Source organism: Halovibrio salipaludis (assembly GCF_002286965.1).
Classification (GTDB): Bacteria; Pseudomonadota; Gammaproteobacteria; order Pseudomonadales; family Oleiphilaceae; genus Halospina; species Halospina salipaludis.
Map to the genome: position 1 here is coordinate 16,718 of NZ_NSKD01000005.1, position 23,240 is coordinate 39,957.

Sequence of the window (23,240 nt, forward strand, 5' to 3'; positions counted from 1 at the left end):
CGAGTACAGACATGAAACGAATTCTCGCTTCGGTCATTGCTCTGCTTTTGGTGGCCTATGCTGGGCTGGGATTGTGGAGCCTGCACACGGCCGATATCGAAGATGTAGCGCTTTGCGTGACCGAGGAAAATACCCATCGCATTCCGAACTCAGTGTGTGAATGGTACTTGTTCCAGTTTCGGGGAACGCCGAGTGATATCGAGTACCTGGAGAATCGCGCCGGCATCGCCTTCTTCTTTGGGGTTGAGAACCACGAGATGCGCCAACGCCTGATTTCGTTCTTCCTGAAAAATGGTCTCTCCATCAACCAGCATTCCGCCATCAGTGGTTATCCACCACTCCATGGCGCCATCCTTATGAACGATGCGCAATTGGTTGAGTTCTTATTGTCGAACGGAGCAGACCCTACCCAAAAAGATGAAAGACACGAACTGACAGCGTCGGAATATCTGGAATTACTGAAGCATAAAAATCCGCAAAGAGATTGGTCTGGAGTAGAGGATCAACTGCAGTCACAAGACTGAGTGCCACCCCCTGATCCATTAGGAACCTGAGCGATCTTCGGCGTTCTGGTTGGAAACAGTAGGTGCTGGCTGTTGCTTGCCCCTTGCAACTGACTTCGAGGAAAGAGCGGGAATGGCCCAACTCCAAGAATCAGAGCCAGAGATCACTTGGCAGCTGGTACTCATAAGCCTTGGCCTACTTGCCCTGGCAGGACTCAGTGCGCTGTATCTCATACCACCCGCATACGACGGGCTTGTAAATGACCTCTTACGCCCAATCACCAGTTCAGGACGCGTCATTACAGTTCGGTCGTTTGATCTCGCTCTTCCGCTTTTGATCAGCGCCCTACTCTTTCTGCTTGCCCTCTCGGTCCTGGTGCTCGTTGCCCTGCCTCTAGGACTGACGCAAAGGCAAACCTCCAAGCTGTTCCAACCTTTCCTTTGGCTAGCATTCATAGGTGCTATATCCGGTCTGCTCGCAAACCCCGTGGCATGGGGAATCAGCATCTATCTGGAGAACACGGGATACCATGAGTGCCTGGACCATTGGCAAAGCAACCGGTTCATCACTACTTGGGTTTTCGTATCTCAGCCCCGGCTGTGCGGTGAGCTTTGAATCGTGGAATCAATCAACTCTGGCGCCGCATGCTCAAGGTCGAGCAGTAGGCGGGTTATACGGTGAATTTACATGCTTATAACGATTGCGAGTTACAGTTTTCCATTCGAAGCCCACATCGCCCGATCACGCCTGGAGTCGGAGGAAATTCCTGCCTTTGTCGCTGATGAGCACACCATCAACATGCAGTGGCTGTATTCGAACGCGCTTGGTGGCGTCAGGCTTCAGGTTCCCCAGGAATTTGTCGAGATCGCGCTTGAGATCCTGAGCGAGGACCGGGAGCAGGATCTGGTTGAGGAAGTCGGAGTTGACCCCAAATCCTGCCCACATTGCGGAAGCACGGATACGGAGTTCCATCAGATCGGCCGACGCTGGGCCTTTCTGGTTTTCCTGGGGTTGGATTTTCCGTTATTTCCTGTGAGGAATGGCATTCGCTGCAATCACTGTGGGAAAGTCTCCGAGATCTAGTATCTCGTATGCCCTCCAGCGGATTGCTCGCTATTTCGATACAACGGAGCGCTTCTGGCTGAACCTGCAGATGGAGTATGAGCTTCGCACCGCGCAGCTTCAATAGTCAGTGCTATCAGGGTCCGTCGGGTTATACTCAGCCAACTCCTCCCGAATTACCGTTCGCAACCGGTCCTCTGAGAGTTCTGGTTTTGACTGGAAGATCGCCTCGCGCAGGGTCTGATTAATCAGGGTCTGGTACCCAATCCCTTTTGCTTCGGCCTGGTCCCGGAAAGCATGGATCACATCCTCGTCCAGCATGATGGTGATGCGTGTTTTCCCACCGGGGGAAGAAACCGGGCCCCGCTTTGCATTACTGAAATCGTAGTTTTCACGCATGGTAAAGCAGCCTTCCGTAGGTCAAACTCGATCTCCATTTAATAAGTATGCATTAAATATGCATACGGTACAAGGTTCTGAAATAAAGGGCCTTCAAGACGCCAGGGTGAAGGCCGAATACGACAAACTGACTCCGGAATTTGAGCTGATTGACCAGCTCCTTTCTATGCGTAACAGCGCGGGGCTGACCCAGCAGGAACTTGCTGAGCGTATGGGTACGCAGAAATCCAACGTCAGCAGGCTGGAGCACGGACGGAGCAACCCAAGCTGGAAAATGCTCACCCGCTATGCGCATGCCTGTGGTTATGAATTAAAGCTGAGCACGCTGGAGCGTTCCGCATAAGTCCACCACTCCACCACCATGGTTCGGCGCGATACATGTGAGGCAATCTGCCCTCAGGCCGTGTCTTGCTGTGACCCGCGATCCATGAAAAACACCGTCGCAATGAAAATGATCGCATTGAAGACAATTACGGTGACTGCCTGAACCGCCGTAATCGGGGGAAAATCATAATTCTCCATCGCTCCCGATGCAGCGTGCAGAAAGGCTAGAAACGCCAGAGAGGACAGGCCCGCGATGGCCGCGAATGGGGCCACCACGTGCTTGTTTGAGAGGCTCAATAAGCCGCGTGACATCTTAATCACGATCACGCTGCTAATGATTGTTGCTGCTGCATTGCCCCCCAATTGCCCTTTTATGCCCAACCAAATGTCAACAACTATTGCAACCGTCGAGAATAGATTGAGGAGCAGGAAATAAGCTAGGCCTAGCCCTGCTACCCTGAATATTCTTCTGTCGCTCAGTTGTGTCATCTGGTCTTCGGCTCTATCCAGAGTGTTATTTAGTTCGCTGGGGAAGCAGCGATTAATCGAGACCGTGCGCTGCCTTCTTCTGATCTCTTCCAGTGCATGCTGGCGAGTCTCAGAAGAGGCTTGCTGTACGCCAAACAGGACAATTGAAAGGACGAGCCCTCCAACATTTCCCTTTGTTGCTCCCTGCTTGATGATCTGCCATGCGCTACCGCCCACACCGAGTGCCCCCGGGTTGAGGCCGATTGTACGGTCAACATAGGCCACCTTACCGTGAAACGACACGATGTCCTTAAGCTCCTCAGCAGTCTTGGTTTCAACTAATTAAAGCTAACCACACTGGAGCGTTCGGCATAGGCAACGCTACTGCTCCAGCGTCCCCTTAAACTCCCCCAACACCTGCAGCTCTCCCGCCTGGGCTTCGTCCAGGACAATATCCTCATAGCCCGGCGCCAGCGTATCGCAGGCGAGAACGATACGGCGGTGTTCCCACTGATGGTCAGGGTTTGGCACCTTCTCGCTGTGGTACACCTTAACGGTGAGTTCACCGCCATGATCCGGATCCTGTATGTCGCGATGGTAGACCAGCATCACCCGGCCGTTGCGGCTGCCGCCAGGGTTGGCCTCGAAAAGGCACAGCGAGCCGTTGGGGATGCGCCGGTTCATGGATTCGCCTTCCACGCGCACCGCGAAGAGTCCAGGCTTGGCGCGGTACATGTCCGGTAGCGCGATCCAGATTTCGGCCTGCCGGGGATTCTGGATTTCAGCAAAGCCTTCCGCGAAATCGCCAGCGGCGACTGGAAGATCGATGAATGGAACGGCATTGTCGTCATCGCCAACCTCTTCAGCCGACAGAAACCGCACGCCCTCTTCCGGCTCTGTTGTGGTTTCATCCGCTTCAGCCCGGTTGGCAGCTGCCGATTCCGTTGCGGGTTGCGGCTCGTCCTCGGTGACGGCGAGCGCGATCTGCTCCCGGAAGTATTCCTGGGTTTCCGCATCCGTGCAGTAGATGAGGCAGCCCTTCAAACCCCGGCTCATGAGAGTGCGGTAGGTGTTCTTGATGATGGCCTCGGCACGGGCGTCAGCCTCTTCCGGGTATTGTTTACGCGCTTTCTTGTAGCCGTGAAGGGAGCGGTCGGTTTTGGCGCGTTCCTGGGGCTGAGTGATGACCCGGCCATTGCGCACGATCAGGTCCGGCCCGATGATGACGCCCACGTAGTCCAGCTCCAGGCCCTGGACGGTGTGGATACAGCCGACCTGTTCAACGGAGTGTTCCTTTTCCAGGTAGCGGCCCTCGTCCTCGGTGAGGTTCCACTGCATGGCGAAGTCATGTTCCGGAAAGGTAATGTCGTATGCGCCGGCGTTTTTCTTACTGACCCAGTTCCAGCAGTAGCCGGCCACCAGTCGTGCCTTGTGGCCCGAGCGGTCGAGCTCATAGATACGGTCGCGAAGTTCACTGGGTGAATCGACAACCTCCAGCTGATAGCGGATGCCGGCGAGGTTGTCCTGGGCGGTGTCACGCAGAGCCAGCACCCGCTCCAGCCAGGCAAGGTAGCCATCCGAGCCATTGCAGCGGAACTGCGACTGCAGCACGGCACGATGGACTGTGGCGTTCTGCTGGCGGGCCCAGGTCTCGATCTCACCACGCGTGCCCGTGTCGTTCCAGGTAACCTGCTGGGCTTCATCCACGAAGAAGATACTGGCGCGGGCGGACTCTATGATGTCGCGGATCTGGTTGGCGCCCTTTTTCTGGTACTGGGAGCGTTCCAGCAGCCGGTGAGCCTCGTCCACCACCAGGGCATCCATGGCGTTGGTTTCCATGTTGTCGTAACTGGCCGAACCCTTGAACAGGTTACTGAAGCGGGTTTTGGTCATGGTCCCGGTCAGGCGCCCTTCATACACCTGCCGGGGAGCGCGGTTGGGGGTAACGTAATGGGCGGTGTAATAGCGCTTAGTCATTTCAACAAGCAGGTTGATGGCAACCACGGACTTTCCCGTGCCAGGGCCTCCCTCCACGATCAGGACCTGCTTGCCGCCCTGCTGCGCCATCTCGGTCACATCCAGCGCCATCTCGTAGACCAGCTTTTGGTCATCGATCATCAGGAACTCGCGATTGCCCTTCATCAACGATGCCAGGGCATCGGCCAGTTCCCGCGACGGTCGGATGCGCCCGCGTTCGATCCGATAGAGCACCCGGCTGGTGTCGCCGTGGCGCACGTGTTTCTGGATAAACTGCTGAAGCCGCTCCATGTCGTTGCGCAGATACAGCGGCGCACGATCAAGGTGTTCCCGGTAGCGGGCGTCGGTAACGCCGGAGCCATCACGGCAATTATGCAGGTAAGCGCAGGGCTGGAGTCGAATGCCCTCTTTTTGGACTGTCTCGTTGAAGTCCTCCAGGAGCGCGGCATAGCTCCAGGCCTGGTAGGACGGATGCGTGGTCTCGCGCTGGGCTCCGCCCAGGAAAGTCTCGACGATGGCATCCTTGCCCGTGGCCGTAATTTTCTCCCACTGCTTGAGCTCAACGATCACACAGGCTTCGCGCTGCCCTTCATCCAGCCCAGCCACGATCATGTCGATTCGCTTGGAGGTCTGGGGGATGCGGTATTCAATGGCGATACCGGCATCCCCGGGAATCCCTTCACCCTCGAGAATGTTCTTCATGTATTGCAGCGACTGTTCCCAGGAACGGCGTTCGCTATCGCTCACACCACCCTGGCCCCGGCGTTGCATTGCGCCCAGGATGCGATCCGATATCCGGTTGCGGCGCACGTCGTCCAGGAAGGTGGTCTTGTCGCTGTTGTAAACCAGCATGGCCGAGGCCTATAGGTTGGTGTACTTATCGGACCGGCCCCGCGCCTTGTCGGCCGGGTACTTGCCTTCATTCTCGTCGATCTTGTCATCAACCGCTTCCAGCAGGTCCATATCCAACCGGCCTGCCAGCAGCATCAGATAGATCTGCACGTCGGCCAGCTCCCGCCTGACGGCTTCGCGTGTCTCCGGTTCGAGGGCCTCGGATGCTTTGCCATCCAGCCACTGGAAATGCTCAACCAGCTCCCCGACTTCGCCGGTCAGCGCCATGGTGAGGTTCTTGGGTGAGTGGAAGCGCGACCACTCGCGCTCATCCACAAAGTGCTGGAGACGTTCCTGGAGCTCCCCAAAGGTTCGCATTCCGTCAACAGACATTCTTGAACTCCGCTAGGGTCAATCTGGGACTTTAAAGATTATGGGCGTCTCTAGGAGCAGTGAACAGCGCGGACGATGGAGCAGATCCTAACTACTTCGGGGGGGCTTCTCCTGCCTTATCGGGGAACTGCTAAGAAATCCTCAGTAATTGCCAGCCTACTCGGCAGCTACGGCGCACTTTTAGCTGAAGGGACCAGTCCCCGCGATCACATTGCCCCCCAATAGGTCTTGCCCTCAGACGCAGTCGTTGCATTTTCTGCAACAACTGAATTGCAGTCCATCTCTCCGGGTTTGAAGATGTTCCGAAAATGCCGCGAGGTCAGGGTTGGAGGCTGACAACCATACCTTAACCCACCAACAGGTGCTCAACCTCCACCCCGGAAATGGACGCCAACCGCTCGGCGATGAGCATCTTTGAACGCACGCCTGTCACTTCCGGGACCCTGCTGACAGAAGGATCCTGCCTTCGCCCTCTTTGGTGTCCTGGTGGCGGTGCACTGTCACCCCGGAGCCGATCACTGGATCGCCCGGCTCCGTGAGTCACATGCTGAATGAAGAACCCGGGGTCGGCTGACCGCGCAATTGGTCGCCCACATTGGACAGGAGGCCGCTGACGGTATTGCTCAGATAGTCCGTGAATCCGTTGCGCGACAGGGTGCGCTCAATCACCGTTGAAGGCAGAAAACGGGTCATCTCATCGTGAAATGCCTTACTGACGACGATCTCGGGCAGGCGCTTGATCATAGCCTCTACCTTCGCCTGGTAGTCATCAACACCGTAAGCCGCGACCTTCGATTCGACCATTTCCACATCAAGCTGTGCGCTGTGCTGGGTCAACCAGGCCAGATCCCATACGTCACGGTGGCGAACGTATTTTTCGGTAGCCGGGAGAGAAACCAGTTTGTCCGCCATGATTTCATCCAGTGACTCAACGGACATGAGAATGTCTTCGTAGCCATCTGGCAGGAAATCGTAATTACGGCGAAGCGGTAAACTGGTGGCCGACAGCGCTTCAATATTGGCGACCTCGAGCTTGATTCTCTGATTGGGCAGGTCTTTGCGTTCAGGCGTGGTAGCTATTGAAATCTGCCACTTGTCCACAGTCACATCGCCACGGCCCTCCCCCTGGCGAAGTGATGAGGGTTCTTTCACCGAAACGTCCAGCTGGTAGCGCTCGCCAATGTAGTGCTCAATGCAGTCTTTGATCTCGGCCAGCTTCGCCGAAGTGAACGTTGCTCCGCCGACGAAATCCAGGTCTTCGCTGAAACGGTTCGCGCCATGGCACAGGCGCAGTGATGTACCCCCCTGAAAGACCAGCTCATCCAACAACCGTTCCTTATCCAGAGCAAACAACACATCATAGTGCAGCAATTCCTTCTCCACGGCCGGCCTCATGCTGGCCAGCGCGGGATCCGCCATTGCGCGATTCACAAGCTCCCTGAAATCCTGCTGATCAGCGGTACTCATTGAGTGCATCCTCATCCACTAGATGGGTATTACGCCCTACTCGTTTGAGATCACGAAGGGCCGTCTGCACTGTTGCGATTTTCAGTGGCCGATTCCGGTCCTGTACACCTGACAGGATTTGAGCCGGACGACGCTTGGTGTGAGTGAACTCAATCACGCCATAAGGGGTGCTGTATTCGCCCTTGCGCCCGGTGGTCATCAGACTGATGCGATTGATCGGGATCTGGGAAATGATACCGTACTCCGATAATGCCGACTCCAGGCTGATGTAGCTGTACTCACCACGGCGCAGAGCTCTGGCGATAAGCTCGACCGTATCCGGACCCTTGTTCTTGGACATACCGTAGAGGTAAACCCCTTTGGCCGGACGCTCAAGAATGCCGCTGGCGACCAGCCGAGCAAGCGTCGCCTGACGCCCACGCGGGGTATCCTCATGAAAAACTCTGCCCATATCCCCGGCCGTGAACACGTAGCGCCCTTTGCGGTCGTATTCGTTGAGGCGCCGAATCGCATCGGACTGCTTCATGGGTTTCCTCACTCCAAACATCTATCGCCACAATCCCACTATGACATAGGTGGACACTAAAAACACTAATGTGTGTTATTGTTGTCCACTTCAAGGAGATAGAACCGAATAGTGATTCGGAATTCCCGGATCACTGCCCCCGGAGCACACTGAATGCTTCATACAACCGAGGTGGCAACGGGTATTGCAGGCGCCATGTGATGCTCATGGGCTTTTCGCCCCGATAGTCCAGGAAGATGACGGGGCCGCAGGCGCGGAAGGCGTGGTCCTTGGTTTCCTGAACAAAGAGCTGAAAGGTCCATGGGCTGTCCGGGCCGTCGCCCTGGTTGATGTAGCGGCGCCCCACGGGTGTGCTCGAGCCGGCTGAGTTCTGGCTCTGCCAGTGGAACCGTTCGGGGCTGATGGCGTAGTCGCCATAGGCCACGCCTTCGCGGGGGCTACTCAAAAGCGGATTGTAGTCGCTTAACTCGGTGCCCAGAATCTGCGGGGCGGATCTCTCGAAACACCTTAGCCTGGCTTCAGACTCCCGTCACACTGCCGCAAGGCCGAGGATAGCGCACTCCGAAAAAGTTTGTTAATTTCTCGCGGCAGCGAGGTATCGCACATGGACATCACACCACAAGGAAGCTGGTATGCCGACATCAATCTACTACCCGAGAACCCCCTCCTCCTCAAAGAAAATCGCCCAGAAAACCTGCCCTGCGGACATGACGTCCGAGGAGTTCGAGAGAATGTTCCTGGCTGCCAACGGGAAATCCCCGGATAGGCAATGCGTCTGCTCACCCAGTAAGCCAGTAGTGGTCCCGCCCTCAGCTCAGGATCGCTCCGTCAGTATTGCTGCGCTGAAAGCATGCACCGATGAACAACGACAGACGCTGTCCCACATGAGCCATTATGCCGGTGGCGCCACGGTGATGGGGCTGGCGAATCTGCTTTCGGACACCAAAATTCCTGAGGCAGTTGGTGACCTGACCACGTTTGGCGGCAACGGCATGGGCTCCGCCGTGGCACAATCCGACCGGGTATTGGGCGCCATCAACAAATACGATCTGGCGAACAAGCACTATGAGGACCTGAAGAATCACCGGGCTGCCCCCAGAACGCTTAATGCCGCCAAAACGCGGGCGCAGGCCGCCTTCAAGGAAATGAATCAAGTTCTCAATGAAAAGTCATTGAACTACCTGAACAACAATACCTTCGGGATGCGCCAGACCACCAATGCAACCGGCCGGACCGTTCAGGAGTCCATCCCTGTACGCAATACAATGGATGTAGAAAAGCTCGCCAAGTTCGCCAAGGCCGGCAGGGTGGCCGGCCCCGGATTTATCGTGTTTGATGGCTACCTGCGCGGCAAAGACGTTTACCAGAGCTGGCAAAACAACGATCCCAACTGGCAGCGAAAAGCGGTTGTTCAGGGGGTTTCGTTTGGAGCCGGGATCTATGCGGGAGCTGCGATCGCCACCGTGATCGCTATCACTCCAGTTGGGCTTGCTATTGGCATCGTGGCCGGAGGGGCAGCGGCTGTTGGAATTGATTATGGGGTCAAGGAAGTCGTGGGAGGGCTATATGACTGGTGGTGATCATGGCTAACATGCCGTTGCACATCTTTTTTGCTTTCATAGTACTTGGTGGCGTGGCAAGCATGATGCTTGGAATTCTGCTCCTCAGGCTAACGCTAACCTATCGCCTCAAGAAAAAGCTGAAGGCAACCGGCGACTACTGGGCGAGCGGCACCCTCGATTTCGACTTTATCAATACCATAATGTTTGCCTGGGCCTGCGCAACACCCTGGTTCCAACAGCTAAAAAGATTTCAGCTGCTTTACCCTGGCCTGGACGTCAGGTCTTTCGCCAAGTGGTATGAAAAGGTCGCCGCATATGGAGCTATCTACGGTTTGATGGTGGTGTTCCTGAGCCTTCCTTTTTTCTTTCTTTTTAGGCCATAGCCTTAAAGCAATTGGCCAGATGGACGGGCAGGCGGCACGCCTGCCTGACGACCACCTGCGCGAGGGAAGTCCATGTAACGCTGTCAGGTGTCTACTGTATAGGGGGCGTGCCACCCTTCATGACCCCACAAACAGGTGCTCAACCTCCACCCCGGCCATGGACGCCAGCCGCTCGGCGATCAGCATCCGGTGGCACTGCTTCGGATCACGCTCATAGCACATGACGCAGGGCGATTCATTCGCAGCCAGTTGTTTCAGCCTCTCCAGCGCCTGCTGCGCTTCCCCGCTATCAAGCTGGGCTTCGTAAAGACGGAAGAAAGTGGCGGCGTCGCCCTGCTTTGCGGCCTCGCGGGCCGGCTCGGGCGCGCCCAGCTCCGGCAAGCTTTCATAGGCAAGCCCATGGGCCTCGAGTCCCGGCCCCAGATGCTTGTAAGCAAATTCCCTGCGTCGCGAATGGGGACTGGCCCGCACATCAATCAACCGGGTAACGCCGGCATCGAGCAGCGTCCGAGCCAATGCGGGGAATTCGGATTTCTCATAGCCAATCGTGAATAGCATGCTTGATTACTTACGCTTGCGGGGCCCGGGAACATCCAGCTCCTGGATTTGGCCTTCCACGCCGCTGTCGGTCACACGGAGCCGCCCGACGGTGACGGGAAGACTGAAACGGCGCGGGCCGGCGCTGCCGGGATTGAAATAGAGCACGCCGTCTTTGGTCTCGTTGAAGGGTTTGTGGGAGTGCCCGAAAAGAACGACATCGCAGGGTGTGTCCGGGAGCAGTGTCGTGATGTCCTGATGGCGATGCACCATCTGGATGCGCAGGCCATTGACGGTGAGTTCCTGCGTTTCGGGATAAGCCGTGGCCCAGTCCCCGTGATCCACGTTGCCGCGTATCGCAACCACCTGTGCTTGCTCGGTCAACGCGTCCATCACCTCTGGCTTGCCGATGTCCCCAATGTGAAGGATCAGCTCACAATTGGCCAGAGCGCTCAGGGCCTCGGGCCGCACCTGGCCGTGGGTATCGGAGATAACGCCGATATCAGTGCTGACTTCCATGCTCGCTCTCATCGTCCCTTGTAGCGTCAATCGGCGACATTACCTTCACAACAGGGGTTTCAATAAAATCCGGAACCCGATCGCCGTCGCTCAACTGACTCAATGTGTCGTAGACACGGCGTCCCATTTCCCTGAAATCAATGGACACGAAACCGTCCACCTTGTGGTTGGCCAGCAACCTGAAGTCGACATCACGGAGGCTGCCCGTCGCAACCAGAATCGGGACTCGCTCTGAGCCCTTTGCTCTGGCCCTGGTCACAACCGTACTGAAACGCTCAGGTGCCAGGACCGGCCAGGCACCAACAGAGATGACGGCTGATGCCACGTCTTTGGTCAGAACAAAGTCAAGTTGCTTGAGGGCACCGTTAACAGAGTCACCGTTATAAAGGGGGCATCGCTCAGCCTCGCTCCAGGCGCTTCTCGTTTCCAGATGCCTACGAGCGCCCTCTATACGTTCCTTAAGGTTCGTGTCCTTAGGGTCGGATGACAGAAAACAGACCTTCCCCGGACGGGAGTCCGTCTCAAGAAGCATCTGCGCGAGCTCTTTACCAACCTGTTCATTGTCGGGGCCCACATAGGCTTGCCGGAGGTCGCGGAATGCCGGGCCAAAGTCTGAATCGAAGGTAATCAACACAGGTTCATCCGCGCGGGGATCACTCAACGCATTCTGTGCGAGAAAAGGCCCCTTCGTTACCGAAAGAGCGATCCCATCAGGCCCCGACTCTATCACTGATCGCAACGCGGCATTCTGGCCCCGGAAATGGGCAGTGCCTTTGGCTCCCCCCTGAACGCAACGATCACCATGCAAGCGAGCCTGTTCCTGGCACCCTGCCAACACATCAACGAAATTGATGTCATCGGCACTCTTACCCAGAACGACAAAGGTCCGGTCCGCGGCTTCCGTATTGGTGCACAGAAACACAAGCACCAGGACAGCCAATCCCGCACGCTGCCACATAGCAACCCTCCCCAGGAGGTTGAGCGCCAACCTCAGAACATCCCTGACTCTAACCTAGTCCTGATGAACACACTTTGCACACTCTTGTTCAAGGCCAGAAGCTGTATGGCAGTGCCCTAACCGGCCCTGGATTTCAGTTCCTCAAGCTCCCGGTCCTTGCGTTCCCAAAGCGCCTCCTGCCACTGCTTGACCCGCTGGCGATGGTTTTCGTCCTCGCTGTAACTGCCCCCCAGCAGATGCTCCGGAATGGGCACCTGCTCAACACGGATGACGATGTGAGTGACCCGCCCGCACATGAATTCCCAGAGCCCGGGGCGCCCGTTGGGGTAGGCAATAGTGATGTCGAGCAGCGTGGAGAGGGTATCGCCCATGGCTTCCAGGACGAAGGCGGTGCCGCCGGCCTTGGGGCGCAGCAGATGCTTGTAGGGGGATTTCTGGCCGTCGTGTTTCCCGGGGGTAAAACGGGTGCCTTCCGGGAAATTCATCACGCTGACCGGGGTATAGCGGAATTTCTCACAGGCGCGCCGGGTGGCCTCCATGTCCTCGCCGCGTTTTTCCGGGTGTTTCTGCAGATACTCCCGGGAATAGCGCTTCATGAACGGAAAGTCGAGCGCCCACCAGGCCAGCCCGATCACCGGCACCCAGATCAGCTCCTGTTTGAGGAAGAACTTCAGGAACGGAATGCGCCGGTTGAAGATGTGCTGCAGGGCGAAAATATCCACCCAGCTCTGATGGTTGCTCATCACCAGGTACCAGCCCTCCCGGCTGAGTCCTTCCACCCCGGAGACATCCCAGGTGGTGCGGTGGGTAAGGCGCATCCAGCCGCTGTTGCAGGCCACCCAGCACTCTGAGATCCCGATGATCAGCCGGGTGCAGAACACCCGCCAGGCGCGGATCGGGATGATCAGCTTCAGTATGCCCGGGATATAGAGCAGTACACACCAGAAGACGGTGTTCACCGCGAGCAGCAGGGAGTTCAGTACGCCGAGTAAGGGTTTGGGGAGAAAGTTGAGCATAGAGCAAGCCGACCATCGAATGATTCATGGCCATTGTTCGATGAGTTGGGCCATGGATCAATGGGGCATTGGTTGATTGGGATGAGCGCCGTACCGCAGGAAGCGGTTTTGACATTTGTCACCCGAACCGTATCCTTGCGCTCACCTTTTTGATGCAGGCGAGACGCATGTCCAATCCATCGCAGGAAAGAGAATCCAGCATTGGCCTCCTGCCGTTCCCCCATTACCGGCTCAGCAGACTGCAGGAGAAACACGGTCGCCGACCTGTCCTTGCCACCTTTAACCTCGTCAACGGCGCCGTCAGCATCGCACTGATCTCAACCCTGGCACTGATCACCCAGGAGGCGCTGATTTTTCCTTCGCTGGGTGCCACGGCATTCATCCTGTTCTATGTGCCCCTGGCCGAGCCGGCGTCTCCGCGCAACACGCTCATAGGGCACCTCACCGGCGCCATTGCCGGCTTCCTGTCGCTGGCCATTTTCGGTCTTCTGGATGCTCCCTCCGCGGTTGCCAATGGCGTGGACGGTGCGCGCGTGGGCGCCGCTGCGTTGTCTCTGGGGGCCTGTGGTGGGCTGATGATCCTGCTGCACTCACCCCATCCGCCAGCGGGCGCCACCGCCCTGATCGTCTCACTGGGCCTGATGCCCCATCCGGGGCAGTTGCCGATATTGATAGCGGGCGTGGTTCTCCTGGTGGTTCAGGCGTTCATCATGAACCGGCTGGCGGGAATTCCGTACCCGCTCTGGCGTTCGCGCTAGGGCACTCCGGGTGGCGGTGGGTTAACCCGCGCCCGAGTCAGCCAGGTTGTTGGCCTTGATCACCCGGCGGATGAGCCGGATGTAGCCTTCGCCCTTGGCGGAGTATTTCTCAAGACCCGCTGCAAGATCGCTCCCCTCCGGGGCCTGGCCTTTGTTGCGCGCCTGAGCCCGCCGTTCCCTTAACGGTTCGTAGACCGGGTGGCTGTTCAGGTGGTGGATGTAATCACGCACGGCGTCGGCCACGTTGTCATAGCTGGCGACCTCATGCGTGGCATCGGCACGGCGCTGGGCGGGCACAATTCCACAGCCCTGGGTAAAGCACCACTTGCCGAAGATGTTATTGCCCTGGCGGGCGAAGCGCGATGTGCCCCAGGCGGACTCGAGGGCGCCCTGGGCCAGGGCCAGGGAGACGGGGATGATGTCGATGCGGCGTTTGAGGGCCTCTACTTGCTGTTCCGGCTGATCCGCATCAACGCGATAGCGTTTCGTCATCCGGGCAAGCCAGTCCTGGGCCTGCTGGTCCGGGGACTGCCCGGCCTCAAGCTGCTTCTCCAGCGCAAGCAGCGCTTCACGGCGCTTTTCAACCTCGCTGTTGACGGCTTCCACAATGGGCGCGAGGTAATCGAAGAAAGCCTCCTTGCGCTCGGGCCCGGCGGGGATATCCAGAAAGGCCGGCATCGATTGGGCTCCGGTGCCCTCGTCAATCCGGGGTGGAATGGCAACCTGTTCGGATTCCGGTGTCGTGGCTTCCTCGCTCTCCTCCACGCCGTTGTCACAGGCGGAGAGCACGATGACAACACCGACCATGAACGCGGCCGACAGGCATTGGCGCCCTTTGTGACTCAACATGAATGCTCCCGGATCAATGGTATGGCCTCTTCCCACTATAGCTGCTCTTCGGTAAATGGCAGCTCCCAACCGGCTGAAAGCACCTTTCCTGCTTGTAATTAGATGCAAGTCCGGCACATGATGGAGTCGGATTTGACCAGTTGTCCTGTCCAGTGTGCCTGGGAACGGCACTAACTCTTGGATAATAAAAAGCTCCGGAGGACGTTATGGAGACTTGGTCAGAAATAGGATATTTGGCTTCGCAGTATGGCTTAAACGTATTGGCGGCTCTCGCCATCCTGGTGGTCGGCTGGATCGCCGCCTGGGTTCTATCCGGGCTTGTGGGGCGCGCCCTCAAGCACACCTCCCTCCACAAGCGCGTGGCGACAGAGCTTGCCGGGGATGGCACCAGCGCGAACCAGATCGGGAACTGGACCGCGCAGCTTGTCTTTGCGATTTTGATGCTCTTTGTGGTGATCGCCGTTTTTGAAGTCCTGCTGCTTCAGTCCATCACCGCTCCCCTCAGTGAAATGCTGGCTATCGTACTGGATTACCTGCCGCGCGCGGCCGGTGCCCTGTTGCTCATTGGCATCGCCTGGGGGCTGGCAACGGTCTCCCGCGCCCTGGTCAGCCGTGGCGTTGGGGCTCTGCGCCTGGACGAACGCTTTCGCGATGTCAGCGAGACATCATCCCAGGGCCCGGATCTGGCCAAAACGCTGTCCAGCACGGTTTACTGGCTGATCTTCCTGCTGTTCCTGCCGGCGGTGCTCGGCGTTCTTCAGCTTCATGGCCTGCTGGGTCCGGTTGAGACCATGCTCCAGAAGGTACTGGATTATCTGCCGAATCTGGCGGTTGCCGCGTTGATCTTCACCATTGGCTGGCTGGCGGCCGGCTTTGTACGACAGGTCGTGACCCGGCTGCTGGAGTCCAGCCGTGTGAATGAGCTGGCCGAGACCTACGGGGCCACACGGGTATTGGGTGAAGGCTATACCGCCGCGCGTGCCCTGGGCACGGTCATCTACATCATCATCCTGCTTCCAGTCGTTGTCGCGGCCCTGAACGCCCTGCAACTGGAGGCTCTCACCGCACCGACCCAGAACGTGCTGGCGCTTGTGCTCAACGCCATTCCCGCTGTCTTTGCCGCGGCGCTGTTGCTGGGCATTACCTACTTTGTCGGCCGCTTTGTCTCGGGCCTGGTGGCACAGCTTCTCGGGGCAACCAGCTTCGATCAGCACATGCGGTGTCTGGGCATAAAAACCGAGGAGGTCCAGGAAACCGGTGGCCGCACGCCGTCGCAACTGGTCGGGTCCCTGCTGCTGATTGCGCTCATGCTCTTCGCCTCCATGGAGGCGCTGTCTTTGATGCAGTTTGAGCATATGGCAGAGTTGATCTCCGAAATGCTGGTGTTTTTCGGGCAGGTTGTGGTTGGGCTGGTCGTCATCGGCCTGGGGCTCTACCTGGCGAACCTTGCCGCCAACACCATCCGCACCAGTGCTTCCAGCAATGCCGATAGACTGGCCATGATTGCGCGCATCGCGATCATCGCCCTGGCCGTTGCCATGGGACTGCACCAGATGGGCTTTGGTGAGGAAATCATCAATCTGGCCTTTGGTCTGACGCTCGGCTCTGTTGCCGTAGCCGCTGCTATCGCCTTTGGCCTGGGCGGCCGCGACCTGGCTGCACGCGAGCTTGAGCAATGGCGTGGTGGCAGTGGTAGTAGCAGTACCGCCAGGAAAAAGCCGGCCAGCAGCCAGAAAAAGAGCACCTGATAGCCGGCACTAAGCTCCTGCTCTGGGTCTGAGGGTTTCAGGCACAAGCAGGAGAGCAGAAATGACCCGGGGAGCTTTGTTCAAGCAAGGCTCCCCCATTTTGATGAACCCCAGATGCGATACCTGCAAACCCTCACCACGCTAACCGTCATCCTCGCCATCTTCGCCGCCCCCACCTGGGCTTCAGAAACGCTCGAGACCAACCGCCAATGGGATGTGTTGCCCTCGCCGAATGGAGACGAAGGACGACAAACCCTGGCGGCGGCTGCGGAATCCCTGGCCTCGCTGGATGTGACGCTGGCGGCGGAACCACTGACAGAGCAGCGACTGAGCCGGTTGGCGGCAACACCAGCGGAGGACCCCCTCATCCGTGCGCTGCGGGAGTTGCTCGGCCAGGCCATTGATCGGCGCGACTTCCTGTTGTTCCTGGACGATGTGGCCCGAGCCCAGCCGGACCGCGTGCGCGTGCACTCCGGGCGTGCGCGGCGGGCGGGCATCCTTCTGCACCCCGATGACGTCTTCAAGGGCGAGCCCCGCCGTTACGGCGGGCAGACGCTGGCTATCGCGCCGCCTCCTCGGCCCCACGATCTCGATCCCGCCCCGGACGGCGCGCCGCTTGGTGAGCGCTGGAGCGCACGTTACCCCAATCCACCCGATGAGACGGAGCGCCTGCGGGCGCTGGAGGCGGAAGGCGGCGGCGACTTCCGAGAACGCATCGAACAGCTGATTGAGCAGCTGCGTGATCAGAGGGCCGAGGTCCACGTGCTGGCCACGGTACGACGGCGCGAGCGGGGGTATCTGATGTATGGGGCCTTCACCCTGAGCCGAGCCAGCACCCGGGCGCAGGTGGAGCAACGGACCGAGGAACTGGATCGACTCAACCGGGAATGGGATCTGGATATCCCCATCCAGTGGCAGCATCCGGATGGCTGGCGGACCACCATTGAGGCCGCAAAAGAGATGGCTGAGGCCTATAACGTGGTCTACGCCACGCGCCACGGCGCGCGCCATTCCAACCATTACGGGGCCGGGGCCATTGACCTGTCGGTGACCCGCCTGCCACGAAACCTGCGGCTGCAGGCACCGGACGGTACGGAGCGGACTTTCGATCTCAGCGGAGCTGACGAACCACGGGACCTCAACCTTACCCCGCGGCTCATCGAGTGGATCGAGGCGCACTACGAGGTCCGCAAACTCCGATCCGACTATCCCCACTGGGGGAACGCCAACGGGGACTAGGATCACCGCCCTGGAAGCATACCGGGCTCAGCGCCCGCTTGGCAGAACCGCCACATGCTGCCAGAACCCTTCAACGGCTTCTGCGATCCGATAGAACTGTGAGAGCCCGAGCGGCTTGGTGATGTAGCAGTTGGCATGCAGCTGGTAGCTGGTGGTGATGTCCTTCCGGGCCTGGGAGGAGGTGAGCACAATCACCGGAAGTACCTTGAGCTCCGGATCGCTCTTGATGGCTTCCAGAACTTCGCGCCCATCCATGCGGGGCAGGTTCAGGTCGAGCAGGACAAGATCCGGCCTCACCGCCTCCCCATACTCGCCCTCCTGGCGCAGGAAACGCATGGCGTCCTCGCCATCCCTGACCGGGTGCAGGCGGGTGCCGTTACCGGTCTCGGCGAAGCTTTCCAGGATCAGGTCCACATCCGCGGGATTGTCCTCAACCAGAAGGATTTCGAGCGCCTCGGATTGTGGCTTCATGGGGATTCCCCTTTTCCGGTGCGCGGCGTCTTCGGAAGTGAGAAATGGAAGCGCGTACCCGCACCGGGCTCGGACTCGAACCCGATCCTGCCCCCATGACGCTCCACGATGCGCTTGGCGACAGCCAGACCAATCCCCGTCCCGGGGTAACGGTCCCGTTCGTGCAGGCGCTGGAACACCTGGAAGACCCGTTCCGCGTACTGAGGGTCGATGCCGATGCCATTGTCCTGAATATGGAAAAGCCATTCAGTCGCTTTTTCCTCACAGGAGACATGAACCCGGGCCGGCTCTTCCCCGTGGAACTTCAGGCCGTTGAAGATAAGGTTCTGGAACAGTTGGACCAGCATGGATTCGGAGGCCCTGACCGTCGGAAGCTCATCCCAGGTTATGGTCGCTCCGGGCTGTTCGGCCAGCGTGACACTGAGCAGGTTGGCCACATGGTTGACCACGGCGTTGACGTCCACCCGCGCAATATCCAGCTCACCCCGACCCACCCGTGAGTACAGCAGAAGGTCATCGATGAGCAGCTGCATCCGCTCCGCCCCTTCCACCACGTACTTCATGGCCTTGGCGCTCTTTTCGTCCAGATCCTGCCCGAGGTGGCGTTCCATCAGCTCGGTGTAGCTGCGCACCATGCGCAACGGCTCCTGAAGGTCATGGGAGGCAACATACGCGAACTGCTCCAGCTCGGCATTGGAGCGCGCCAGTTCATCGGCCTGCCGGGCCAGCGCCTCCTCGGCCTGCTTGCGGTAGGTGAGATCAATGATGGCGCTGAGCACATGGGTGCCATCCGGCATATGGATGGGTGTAAGGCCCACTTCGATGGGAATTTCCTCACCATCCTTGCCCATTCCGTAGAGATCACGGCCCTGCCCCATCATCCGGGGCTCGGGCGTGGCCAGGTAACTTTCCCGGTACTTGTGGTGGGATCCCCGAACGGAGGCGGGAACCAGCATCTCCACGGAGTTGCCCAGAAGTTCCTCGCGCGCGTACCCGAACAGCCGTTCCGTGGCGCGATTGACCAGAACGATCTCTCCGGCGGGATTCACGAGTACCAGGGCCGAGGGTGATGCGTCGATGATGTCCCGGTACCGCTGGATTTCCGCCTCGAGCTCATTCATCGCCCTCCCTCCCGGCCGACCTCAGCCAGCCATGGAACCGGGAAAGCTCGACGGGCCTGCCGATATGGAACCCCTGCAGATAATCGCACCCAATACCGCGCAGGAACGCCTGCTGCTCATCGTTTTCCACCCCTTCAGCGACCACTCGCAGGCCCAGTGCCCGGGACAGGCCCAGAAGGTTCTCGATGATGGCCTCAGTCTGGCGGTTGCTGCCGATCTCCATCACAAAGCTGCGATCAATCTTGAGTACGTCGACCGGCAGCTTGCGGAGATAGCTGAGTGACGAGTAGCCGGTTCCGAAATCATCAATGGCAATGGAGACGCCGAGCTCCCGCAACCGCCGAAGGGTTTCACAGGTGCGCTCAAGATCCGCCATGATGGAGCTTTCCGTCAGCTCCACCTCGAAGTTCCCCGGAGGCAGTCCAGTGGACTCGAGGACACCGGCGATCTGATCAAAGAGCCCCGGATCATAAAGCTGGCGCATGGACACGTTGACCGCCATACGCAGTGTAATCCCCAGTTCTTGCTCCGTCGCGACGGCCATTTGCGCCGCCTGCTTCATAACCCAGTAACCAACTCGCTCGATGAGCCCCACATCCTCCATCACCGGGATGAAGTCTGCCGGGGACAGAACCGGGATGGTGTCGGTGGGCCAGCGCAACAGGGCCTCGACGCCCACGGCCTGCCCGTCCGACGCGCGTATCTGGGGCTGATAGGCCAGCCACAGGGTCTCGTCCGCAACGACCTGGCGCACGGCCTGCTCCCGCACGAGCCGGGTCTCCACATCACGCTGCAGCTGTTCCGAGAAAAACTGGTAGTGATTCTGCCCCCGCTCCTTGGCCTGATACATGGCGGTATCAGCTGCGGAGTACAGTTCCTGGCCGCAGCTGCCGCAATGGGGATAAGTAGCGATACCGATACTCAGCCCGACCCCGACACTGCTTTCGCTCAGTCTCACAGGCTCGCGAAACACCTCAATGAGTTTCTCTGCGACGTGGGCTGCATCATCAGGCTGCTCAACATCCGAAAGCACCAACGCGAATTCATCTCCCCCCAGGCGGGCGATGAAGTCACTGCTTCGACTGTTCTGGCACAGGCGCTCCCCGACGAGCTGAAGCAGCTCGTCACCGGCACTGTGGCCCAGGGTGTCGTTGATGTTCTTGAAGTGATCCAGATCGATGTAAAGCACGGCCACCATGCCGCCTTCACGGTCCACATGGGCGATCAGGCGGTCGGTATGATCGAAGAAATGGTTCCGGCTGTTGAGCCCTGTCAGCTGGTCAAACTGCACCAGCTGTTTCAGTTTCCATTCGGCCTTCTTGCGCTCGGTGATGTCGTGGTAGGCGACGAGTGTTGCCGGAGCCTCATTCCAGTCGAGCGTTGCCCGGCGCACCTCGGCTACACGGCCCCCAACCAGCTCCAGTTCTTCACCTTCCTCTCCCATGAGATCCTGGCTCAGCCGTGTACCGATGTCCTCAGGCGCCTTCAGCCCAAGCATATGGCTCGCCGCCTGGTTGAGAAAGAGAAGCTGAAGGTCATCGTCCATAACCACCATGCCGTCCGGATTCGTCTCCAGGATCCGCGCATACTGGGTCTGAAGGCGATGGCGCTCCATGGCGTGGCGGATGGCCTGGGAAAGAACCGCCGAACTGAGATCCTGTTTGGCACAGAAATCCTGGGCATGCTCGCGGATAACGCGGACGCCCAGCTGCTGATCACGGCTGCCCGTGAGCACAATGATGGGAATCTCAGGGGCAATGGCCCGGAGCTTGATTACAGAGGTTACGCCGGAGCTGTCGGGCAGTCCCAGATCCAGCAACACGATGTCGACAGCATGCTGTTCAAGCAGCGGCTCGACCTGGGCAAGCTGGCTGGCATGCAGAACGTTCGCCCGGGAACCAAAAGCATCGGCCAGATAGAACTGGCACAGATCCGCATCCGCAGGATTATCCTCGATCAACAGGATCGTGAACGCATGCCCATGCCCACCGCCGGAACCTGCACTGGCTCCCTGCCCGGAATCACCGCTGGTAAAACTGTATTGGGTTAGATTCATCGATACCGCCCGCCCCTTTTCAAAGTCCCTGGCCAAGCCCTGCTCCTTTAAACACGGTAGCCCTAAAGGGAAGGCAGTTCAAACAGTAACCAGAGCCGGCTATGCGGCGGCACTACCAGATGGCGATAAGAGCGCCTGAGCCCAGCACCAGCGTGCCTCCCACTTCCGCAACGATCAGCAACCCCATGAATCCGTGAATCACCCAGGGTGGCAGGGTCGCGTTACCCAGGCGGTGTGGTTTGCGCATCTGGTTGCTGGTGTCCTGCAGCAGGCCATGAACGATGTAGGTACCAATCGCAAACGCGAAGAAACTCAGCGCCGCAACCGCCGCCAGGGTATTCAGCCAGCCCGGATAGATGCTGTAACGCGCAAAGGTGGCGAGAACCAGCGCGGCAAAGCTGTACATCAGCGAACTGCGGTGGGCGATATCCACGTACCGGGGCGCAGTGGCCCTGGGGCTGGCCGCCATGGCGGCGTATTTCCAGATTCCGGTCAGCAGGCCGGTCATGAGAAAGATGAAAGCCGCCGTGATGCTGATCTTTTCTGCCAGGGTCATTGGAGAAGTCCACTTGGAGTGAGCCGAATAACGCGTCTATTCGGCTCATTCTTCCATGGAAGTGAAATCACTGCCCATGTCCGGAGTGACGGAGTGGCAGTGCCCTAGTAGAACCCAAAAACAAATTTTCCCGACAGACCAATCAACAAGAAGCTCAAAGAGGAAACAACAAGCGCCAACCCCAACCTGCGATCCAAGGGCCTCGCATACTCGCGCACCAACGGCACATCAATAAGTGGGTCATTGCGAGGATTCAACGGGCCCACCGGCAAGCCCACGGCAAACGCATACCAAACCGCACGCCCTCCAAGCCCATCCCATGGACAGGGTCGGTTTAAACCATCCTGAACCATTGTTTTCTCAATGCGAGCCATCGATATTCGTGCAAAGGCAATCCAAACGACGGCCATGATTAAAAACGATATCCCTGTCGATAATAGGAACAGACTCTTTCCTGACTCGAAAAAAATCATGTGGATCACCAACTCCAGAGCAGATCGGCAAAATCTTTACCGATTTGGTCAAAATAGTAACCGACACCAATCCCCGCCAAAACGCCGGCTCCGACGATCACACCCAACGCAACCAGCCCTACAGGGCCAGCAGCCATTAACCCGAGGCTCCCGGCAAGTGCTGATCCACCCAATACGGTTGCTTTACCGGCCACCATGGCTGCCGCACCACCAAAACCAAAGCCGACCATCTGACGAGAGCCTTCTTTCAGCCAATTACCACCTTCATCATAAGTTGCCTTCACCTTCCCTATACGGAGTGCCCCATCAACAGCAACCGCCGCTTTTCCCAGGTAGTTGAACCCTCGAGCCAGCTTTCCCATACGATCGGCCTGGACTGTATCAGCAACATTCAGACGCGGATCCGCCATGGCGGGGCTAGCGCTGCGTTCCGCAAGCCGGATTCCCCGGGAAGCATTACTGAGAGCATTACCCTTGTTCCGAGCCCTTATCGTCTCAGGAGCAAAGCGGTTCAGCTCGGTCCGATACTGGGTTTGGAGCTCCTGATAGGCGACACGGGCCTGCTGCCGAATTTTCGCCAGGTAGGCTCCGCGCCCGGGTCCGCTATGCCGGCGGTAGGAATCCTGAAGCTCCATCAATTGCTTCTGGTAGTTGGCGACCGCTTTCTGAAACCCGTTCAGGCGGGCCTCCCCGGCTCCGGCCGCTGCTCCAACCGACGCATTGATGGCATCAATGCCTTCTCTTGAAAAATTCACCTCAAAAAACGCCGCCGCCTCATGGACACCGTCTCCCATCGAGGCAGTCGCATGGGCAGCGCTTCGGCGCTGTTCCGGGGGCAGCGTATTGATCCGTCGCACGATGGTTCGTGTTCCCGGGTCGCCAACGTCAAGCGAGTAGGCTCGCCCCTCGGCAAGAAACGCATTCCGACCAAGACCGTTGGCAGTGCAGAACTGCTCGATGGTTTGCGGGTCGTCCCCGACAATGTCGCTGGGGCGGCGGGTTGAGCGGGCGAAACGTACTTCGGGCATGCGGTCTCTCCTTCC

At 58.6% G+C, this 23,240-nt stretch carries 26 protein-coding genes; 8 read left to right on the top strand and 18 right to left on the bottom strand.

Going from position 1 to position 23,240, the window contains the following annotated elements:
• Nucleotides 1–11 precede the first annotated feature (11 nt).
• Both CK501_RS11375 and CK501_RS11385 read left to right on the top strand, forming a co-directional pair.
• Nucleotides 12–524: an ankyrin repeat domain-containing protein gene (locus tag CK501_RS11375; RefSeq protein WP_095617865.1), complete on the top strand. Its 513-nt coding sequence runs from the start codon at nt 12–14 to the stop codon at nt 522–524.
• A 667-nt stretch (nt 525–1,191) separates the two neighbouring features.
• Nucleotides 1,192–1,587 carry a putative signal transducing protein gene (locus CK501_RS11385; RefSeq protein WP_095617867.1) on the top strand — a complete coding sequence of 132 codons (396 nt, stop codon included), beginning with the start codon at nt 1,192–1,194 and terminating at the stop codon, nt 1,585–1,587.
• A gap of 99 nt (nt 1,588–1,686) precedes the next feature.
• Here the strand turns inward: CK501_RS11385 and CK501_RS11395 are convergent, their stop codons facing one another.
• Nucleotides 1,687–1,965, bottom strand: coding sequence for a BrnA antitoxin family protein (locus CK501_RS11395; RefSeq protein WP_095617868.1), 279 nt, complete (start codon nt 1,963–1,965; stop codon nt 1,687–1,689).
• Here CK501_RS11395 and CK501_RS11400 point away from each other — a divergent pair.
• On the top strand, nt 1,964–2,308 hold the full coding sequence (locus CK501_RS11400; protein ID WP_233128895.1) for a helix-turn-helix domain-containing protein: 345 nt from the start codon (nt 1,964–1,966) through the stop codon (nt 2,306–2,308). The two genes, CK501_RS11395 and CK501_RS11400, sit on opposite strands and share 2 nt — an antisense overlap.
• Nucleotides 2,309–2,361: 53 nt before the next feature.
• Here CK501_RS11400 and CK501_RS11405 read toward each other — a convergent pair whose 3' ends face one another.
• From CK501_RS11405 to CK501_RS11430, 6 genes are all read right to left on the bottom strand, one after another.
• Nucleotides 2,362–3,060, bottom strand: coding sequence for a hypothetical protein (locus tag CK501_RS11405; RefSeq protein WP_095617870.1), 699 nt, complete (start codon nt 3,058–3,060; stop codon nt 2,362–2,364).
• A 78-nt stretch (nt 3,061–3,138) separates the two neighbouring features.
• Nucleotides 3,139–5,586 carry a DNA/RNA helicase domain-containing protein gene (locus CK501_RS11410; RefSeq protein ID WP_095617871.1) on the bottom strand — a complete coding sequence of 816 codons (2,448 nt, stop codon included), beginning with the start codon at nt 5,584–5,586 and terminating at the stop codon, nt 3,139–3,141.
• Between the two features lie 9 nt (nt 5,587–5,595).
• Nucleotides 5,596–5,958, bottom strand: a complete 363-nt coding sequence (locus CK501_RS11415; protein ID WP_095617872.1) for a MazG-like family protein — start codon at nt 5,956–5,958, stop codon at nt 5,596–5,598.
• A 540-nt stretch (nt 5,959–6,498) separates the two neighbouring features.
• The gene (locus tag CK501_RS11420; RefSeq protein ID WP_095617873.1) at nt 6,499–7,425 is read right to left on the bottom strand and encodes a nucleotidyl transferase AbiEii/AbiGii toxin family protein; all 927 of its coding nucleotides are present in this window, start codon (nt 7,423–7,425) and stop codon (nt 6,499–6,501) included.
• Nucleotides 7,412–7,951, bottom strand: a complete 540-nt coding sequence (gene abiEi, locus CK501_RS11425; protein WP_095617874.1) for a type IV toxin-antitoxin system AbiEi family antitoxin — start codon at nt 7,949–7,951, stop codon at nt 7,412–7,414. Before abiEi ends, CK501_RS11420 begins: the two co-directional genes overlap by 14 nt.
• Nucleotides 7,952–8,081: 130 nt before the next feature.
• A complete protein-coding gene (locus CK501_RS11430; RefSeq protein WP_198949495.1) occupies nt 8,082–8,396 on the bottom strand; it encodes a DUF3427 domain-containing protein in 315 nt (104 codons plus the stop codon).
• A 187-nt stretch (nt 8,397–8,583) separates the two neighbouring features.
• Between CK501_RS11430 and CK501_RS11435 the strand changes: the two genes are divergently transcribed.
• On the top strand, nt 8,584–9,531 hold the full coding sequence (locus CK501_RS11435) for a hypothetical protein (protein ID WP_095617876.1): 948 nt from the start codon (nt 8,584–8,586) through the stop codon (nt 9,529–9,531).
• A 2-nt stretch (nt 9,532–9,533) separates the two neighbouring features.
• Nucleotides 9,534–9,896 (top strand): hypothetical protein, encoded by a 363-nt coding sequence (locus CK501_RS11440; RefSeq protein ID WP_095617877.1) that lies wholly within the window; start codon nt 9,534–9,536, stop codon nt 9,894–9,896.
• 117 nt (nt 9,897–10,013) lie between these two features.
• On the opposite strand, the gene CK501_RS11445 is transcribed toward CK501_RS11440, so the two are convergent.
• The 4 genes from CK501_RS11445 to CK501_RS11460 form a co-directional block, all read right to left on the bottom strand.
• Complete coding sequence (locus tag CK501_RS11445) at nt 10,014–10,454, bottom strand: DUF488 domain-containing protein (protein ID WP_095617878.1); 441 nt, start codon at nt 10,452–10,454, stop codon at nt 10,014–10,016.
• Between the two features lie 6 nt (nt 10,455–10,460).
• Nucleotides 10,461–10,952 carry a metallophosphoesterase family protein gene (locus tag CK501_RS11450; RefSeq protein WP_095617879.1) on the bottom strand — a complete coding sequence of 164 codons (492 nt, stop codon included), beginning with the start codon at nt 10,950–10,952 and terminating at the stop codon, nt 10,461–10,463.
• Complete coding sequence (locus tag CK501_RS11455; protein WP_143421426.1) at nt 10,936–11,910, bottom strand: substrate-binding domain-containing protein; 975 nt, start codon at nt 11,908–11,910, stop codon at nt 10,936–10,938. The genes CK501_RS11450 and CK501_RS11455 overlap by 17 nt, the downstream gene beginning before the upstream one ends.
• A gap of 116 nt (nt 11,911–12,026) precedes the next feature.
• Complete coding sequence (locus CK501_RS11460; RefSeq protein WP_095617881.1) at nt 12,027–12,926, bottom strand: acyltransferase; 900 nt, start codon at nt 12,924–12,926, stop codon at nt 12,027–12,029.
• Nucleotides 12,927–13,093: 167 nt separating this feature from the next.
• Here CK501_RS11460 and CK501_RS11465 point away from each other — a divergent pair, with 167 nt between their 5' ends.
• Nucleotides 13,094–13,684: an HPP family protein gene (locus tag CK501_RS11465; RefSeq protein WP_095617882.1), complete on the top strand. Its 591-nt coding sequence runs from the start codon at nt 13,094–13,096 to the stop codon at nt 13,682–13,684.
• Nucleotides 13,685–13,705: 21 nt separating this feature from the next.
• Here CK501_RS11465 and CK501_RS11470 read toward each other — a convergent pair whose 3' ends face one another.
• A complete protein-coding gene (locus tag CK501_RS11470; RefSeq protein ID WP_095617883.1) occupies nt 13,706–14,533 on the bottom strand; it encodes a glucosaminidase domain-containing protein in 828 nt (275 codons plus the stop codon).
• Between the two features lie 206 nt (nt 14,534–14,739).
• On the opposite strand from CK501_RS11470, the gene CK501_RS11475 reads away from it, so the two are divergent.
• Both CK501_RS11475 and CK501_RS11480 read left to right on the top strand, forming a co-directional pair.
• Nucleotides 14,740–16,281, top strand: a complete 1,542-nt coding sequence (locus CK501_RS11475; protein ID WP_095617884.1) for a mechanosensitive ion channel — start codon at nt 14,740–14,742, stop codon at nt 16,279–16,281.
• Between the two features lie 114 nt (nt 16,282–16,395).
• Entirely contained in the window at nt 16,396–17,520 is a 1,125-nt protein-coding gene (locus CK501_RS11480) for a hypothetical protein (protein WP_095617885.1), read from the top strand.
• 27 nt (nt 17,521–17,547) lie between these two features.
• Here CK501_RS11480 and CK501_RS11485 read toward each other — a convergent pair whose 3' ends face one another.
• The 6 genes from CK501_RS11485 to CK501_RS11510 form a co-directional block, all read right to left on the bottom strand.
• A complete protein-coding gene (locus tag CK501_RS11485) occupies nt 17,548–17,991 on the bottom strand; it encodes a response regulator (protein ID WP_095617886.1) in 444 nt (147 codons plus the stop codon).
• Entirely contained in the window at nt 17,988–19,112 is a 1,125-nt protein-coding gene (locus CK501_RS11490; RefSeq protein ID WP_095617887.1) for a sensor histidine kinase, read from the bottom strand. The genes CK501_RS11485 and CK501_RS11490 overlap by 4 nt, the downstream gene beginning before the upstream one ends.
• The gene (locus CK501_RS11495) at nt 19,105–21,168 is read right to left on the bottom strand and encodes a putative bifunctional diguanylate cyclase/phosphodiesterase (protein ID WP_143421427.1); all 2,064 of its coding nucleotides are present in this window, start codon (nt 21,166–21,168) and stop codon (nt 19,105–19,107) included. The genes CK501_RS11490 and CK501_RS11495 overlap by 8 nt, the downstream gene beginning before the upstream one ends.
• Before the next feature lie 112 nt (nt 21,169–21,280).
• On the bottom strand, nt 21,281–21,724 hold the full coding sequence (locus CK501_RS11500) for a hypothetical protein (protein ID WP_095617889.1): 444 nt from the start codon (nt 21,722–21,724) through the stop codon (nt 21,281–21,283).
• 104 nt (nt 21,725–21,828) lie between these two features.
• Nucleotides 21,829–22,197 (bottom strand): hypothetical protein, encoded by a 369-nt coding sequence (locus CK501_RS11505; protein WP_095617890.1) that lies wholly within the window; start codon nt 22,195–22,197, stop codon nt 21,829–21,831.
• 5 nt (nt 22,198–22,202) lie between these two features.
• The gene (locus tag CK501_RS11510; RefSeq protein WP_095617891.1) at nt 22,203–23,225 is read right to left on the bottom strand and encodes a hypothetical protein; all 1,023 of its coding nucleotides are present in this window, start codon (nt 23,223–23,225) and stop codon (nt 22,203–22,205) included.
• Nucleotides 23,226–23,240: the final 15 nt, after the last annotated feature.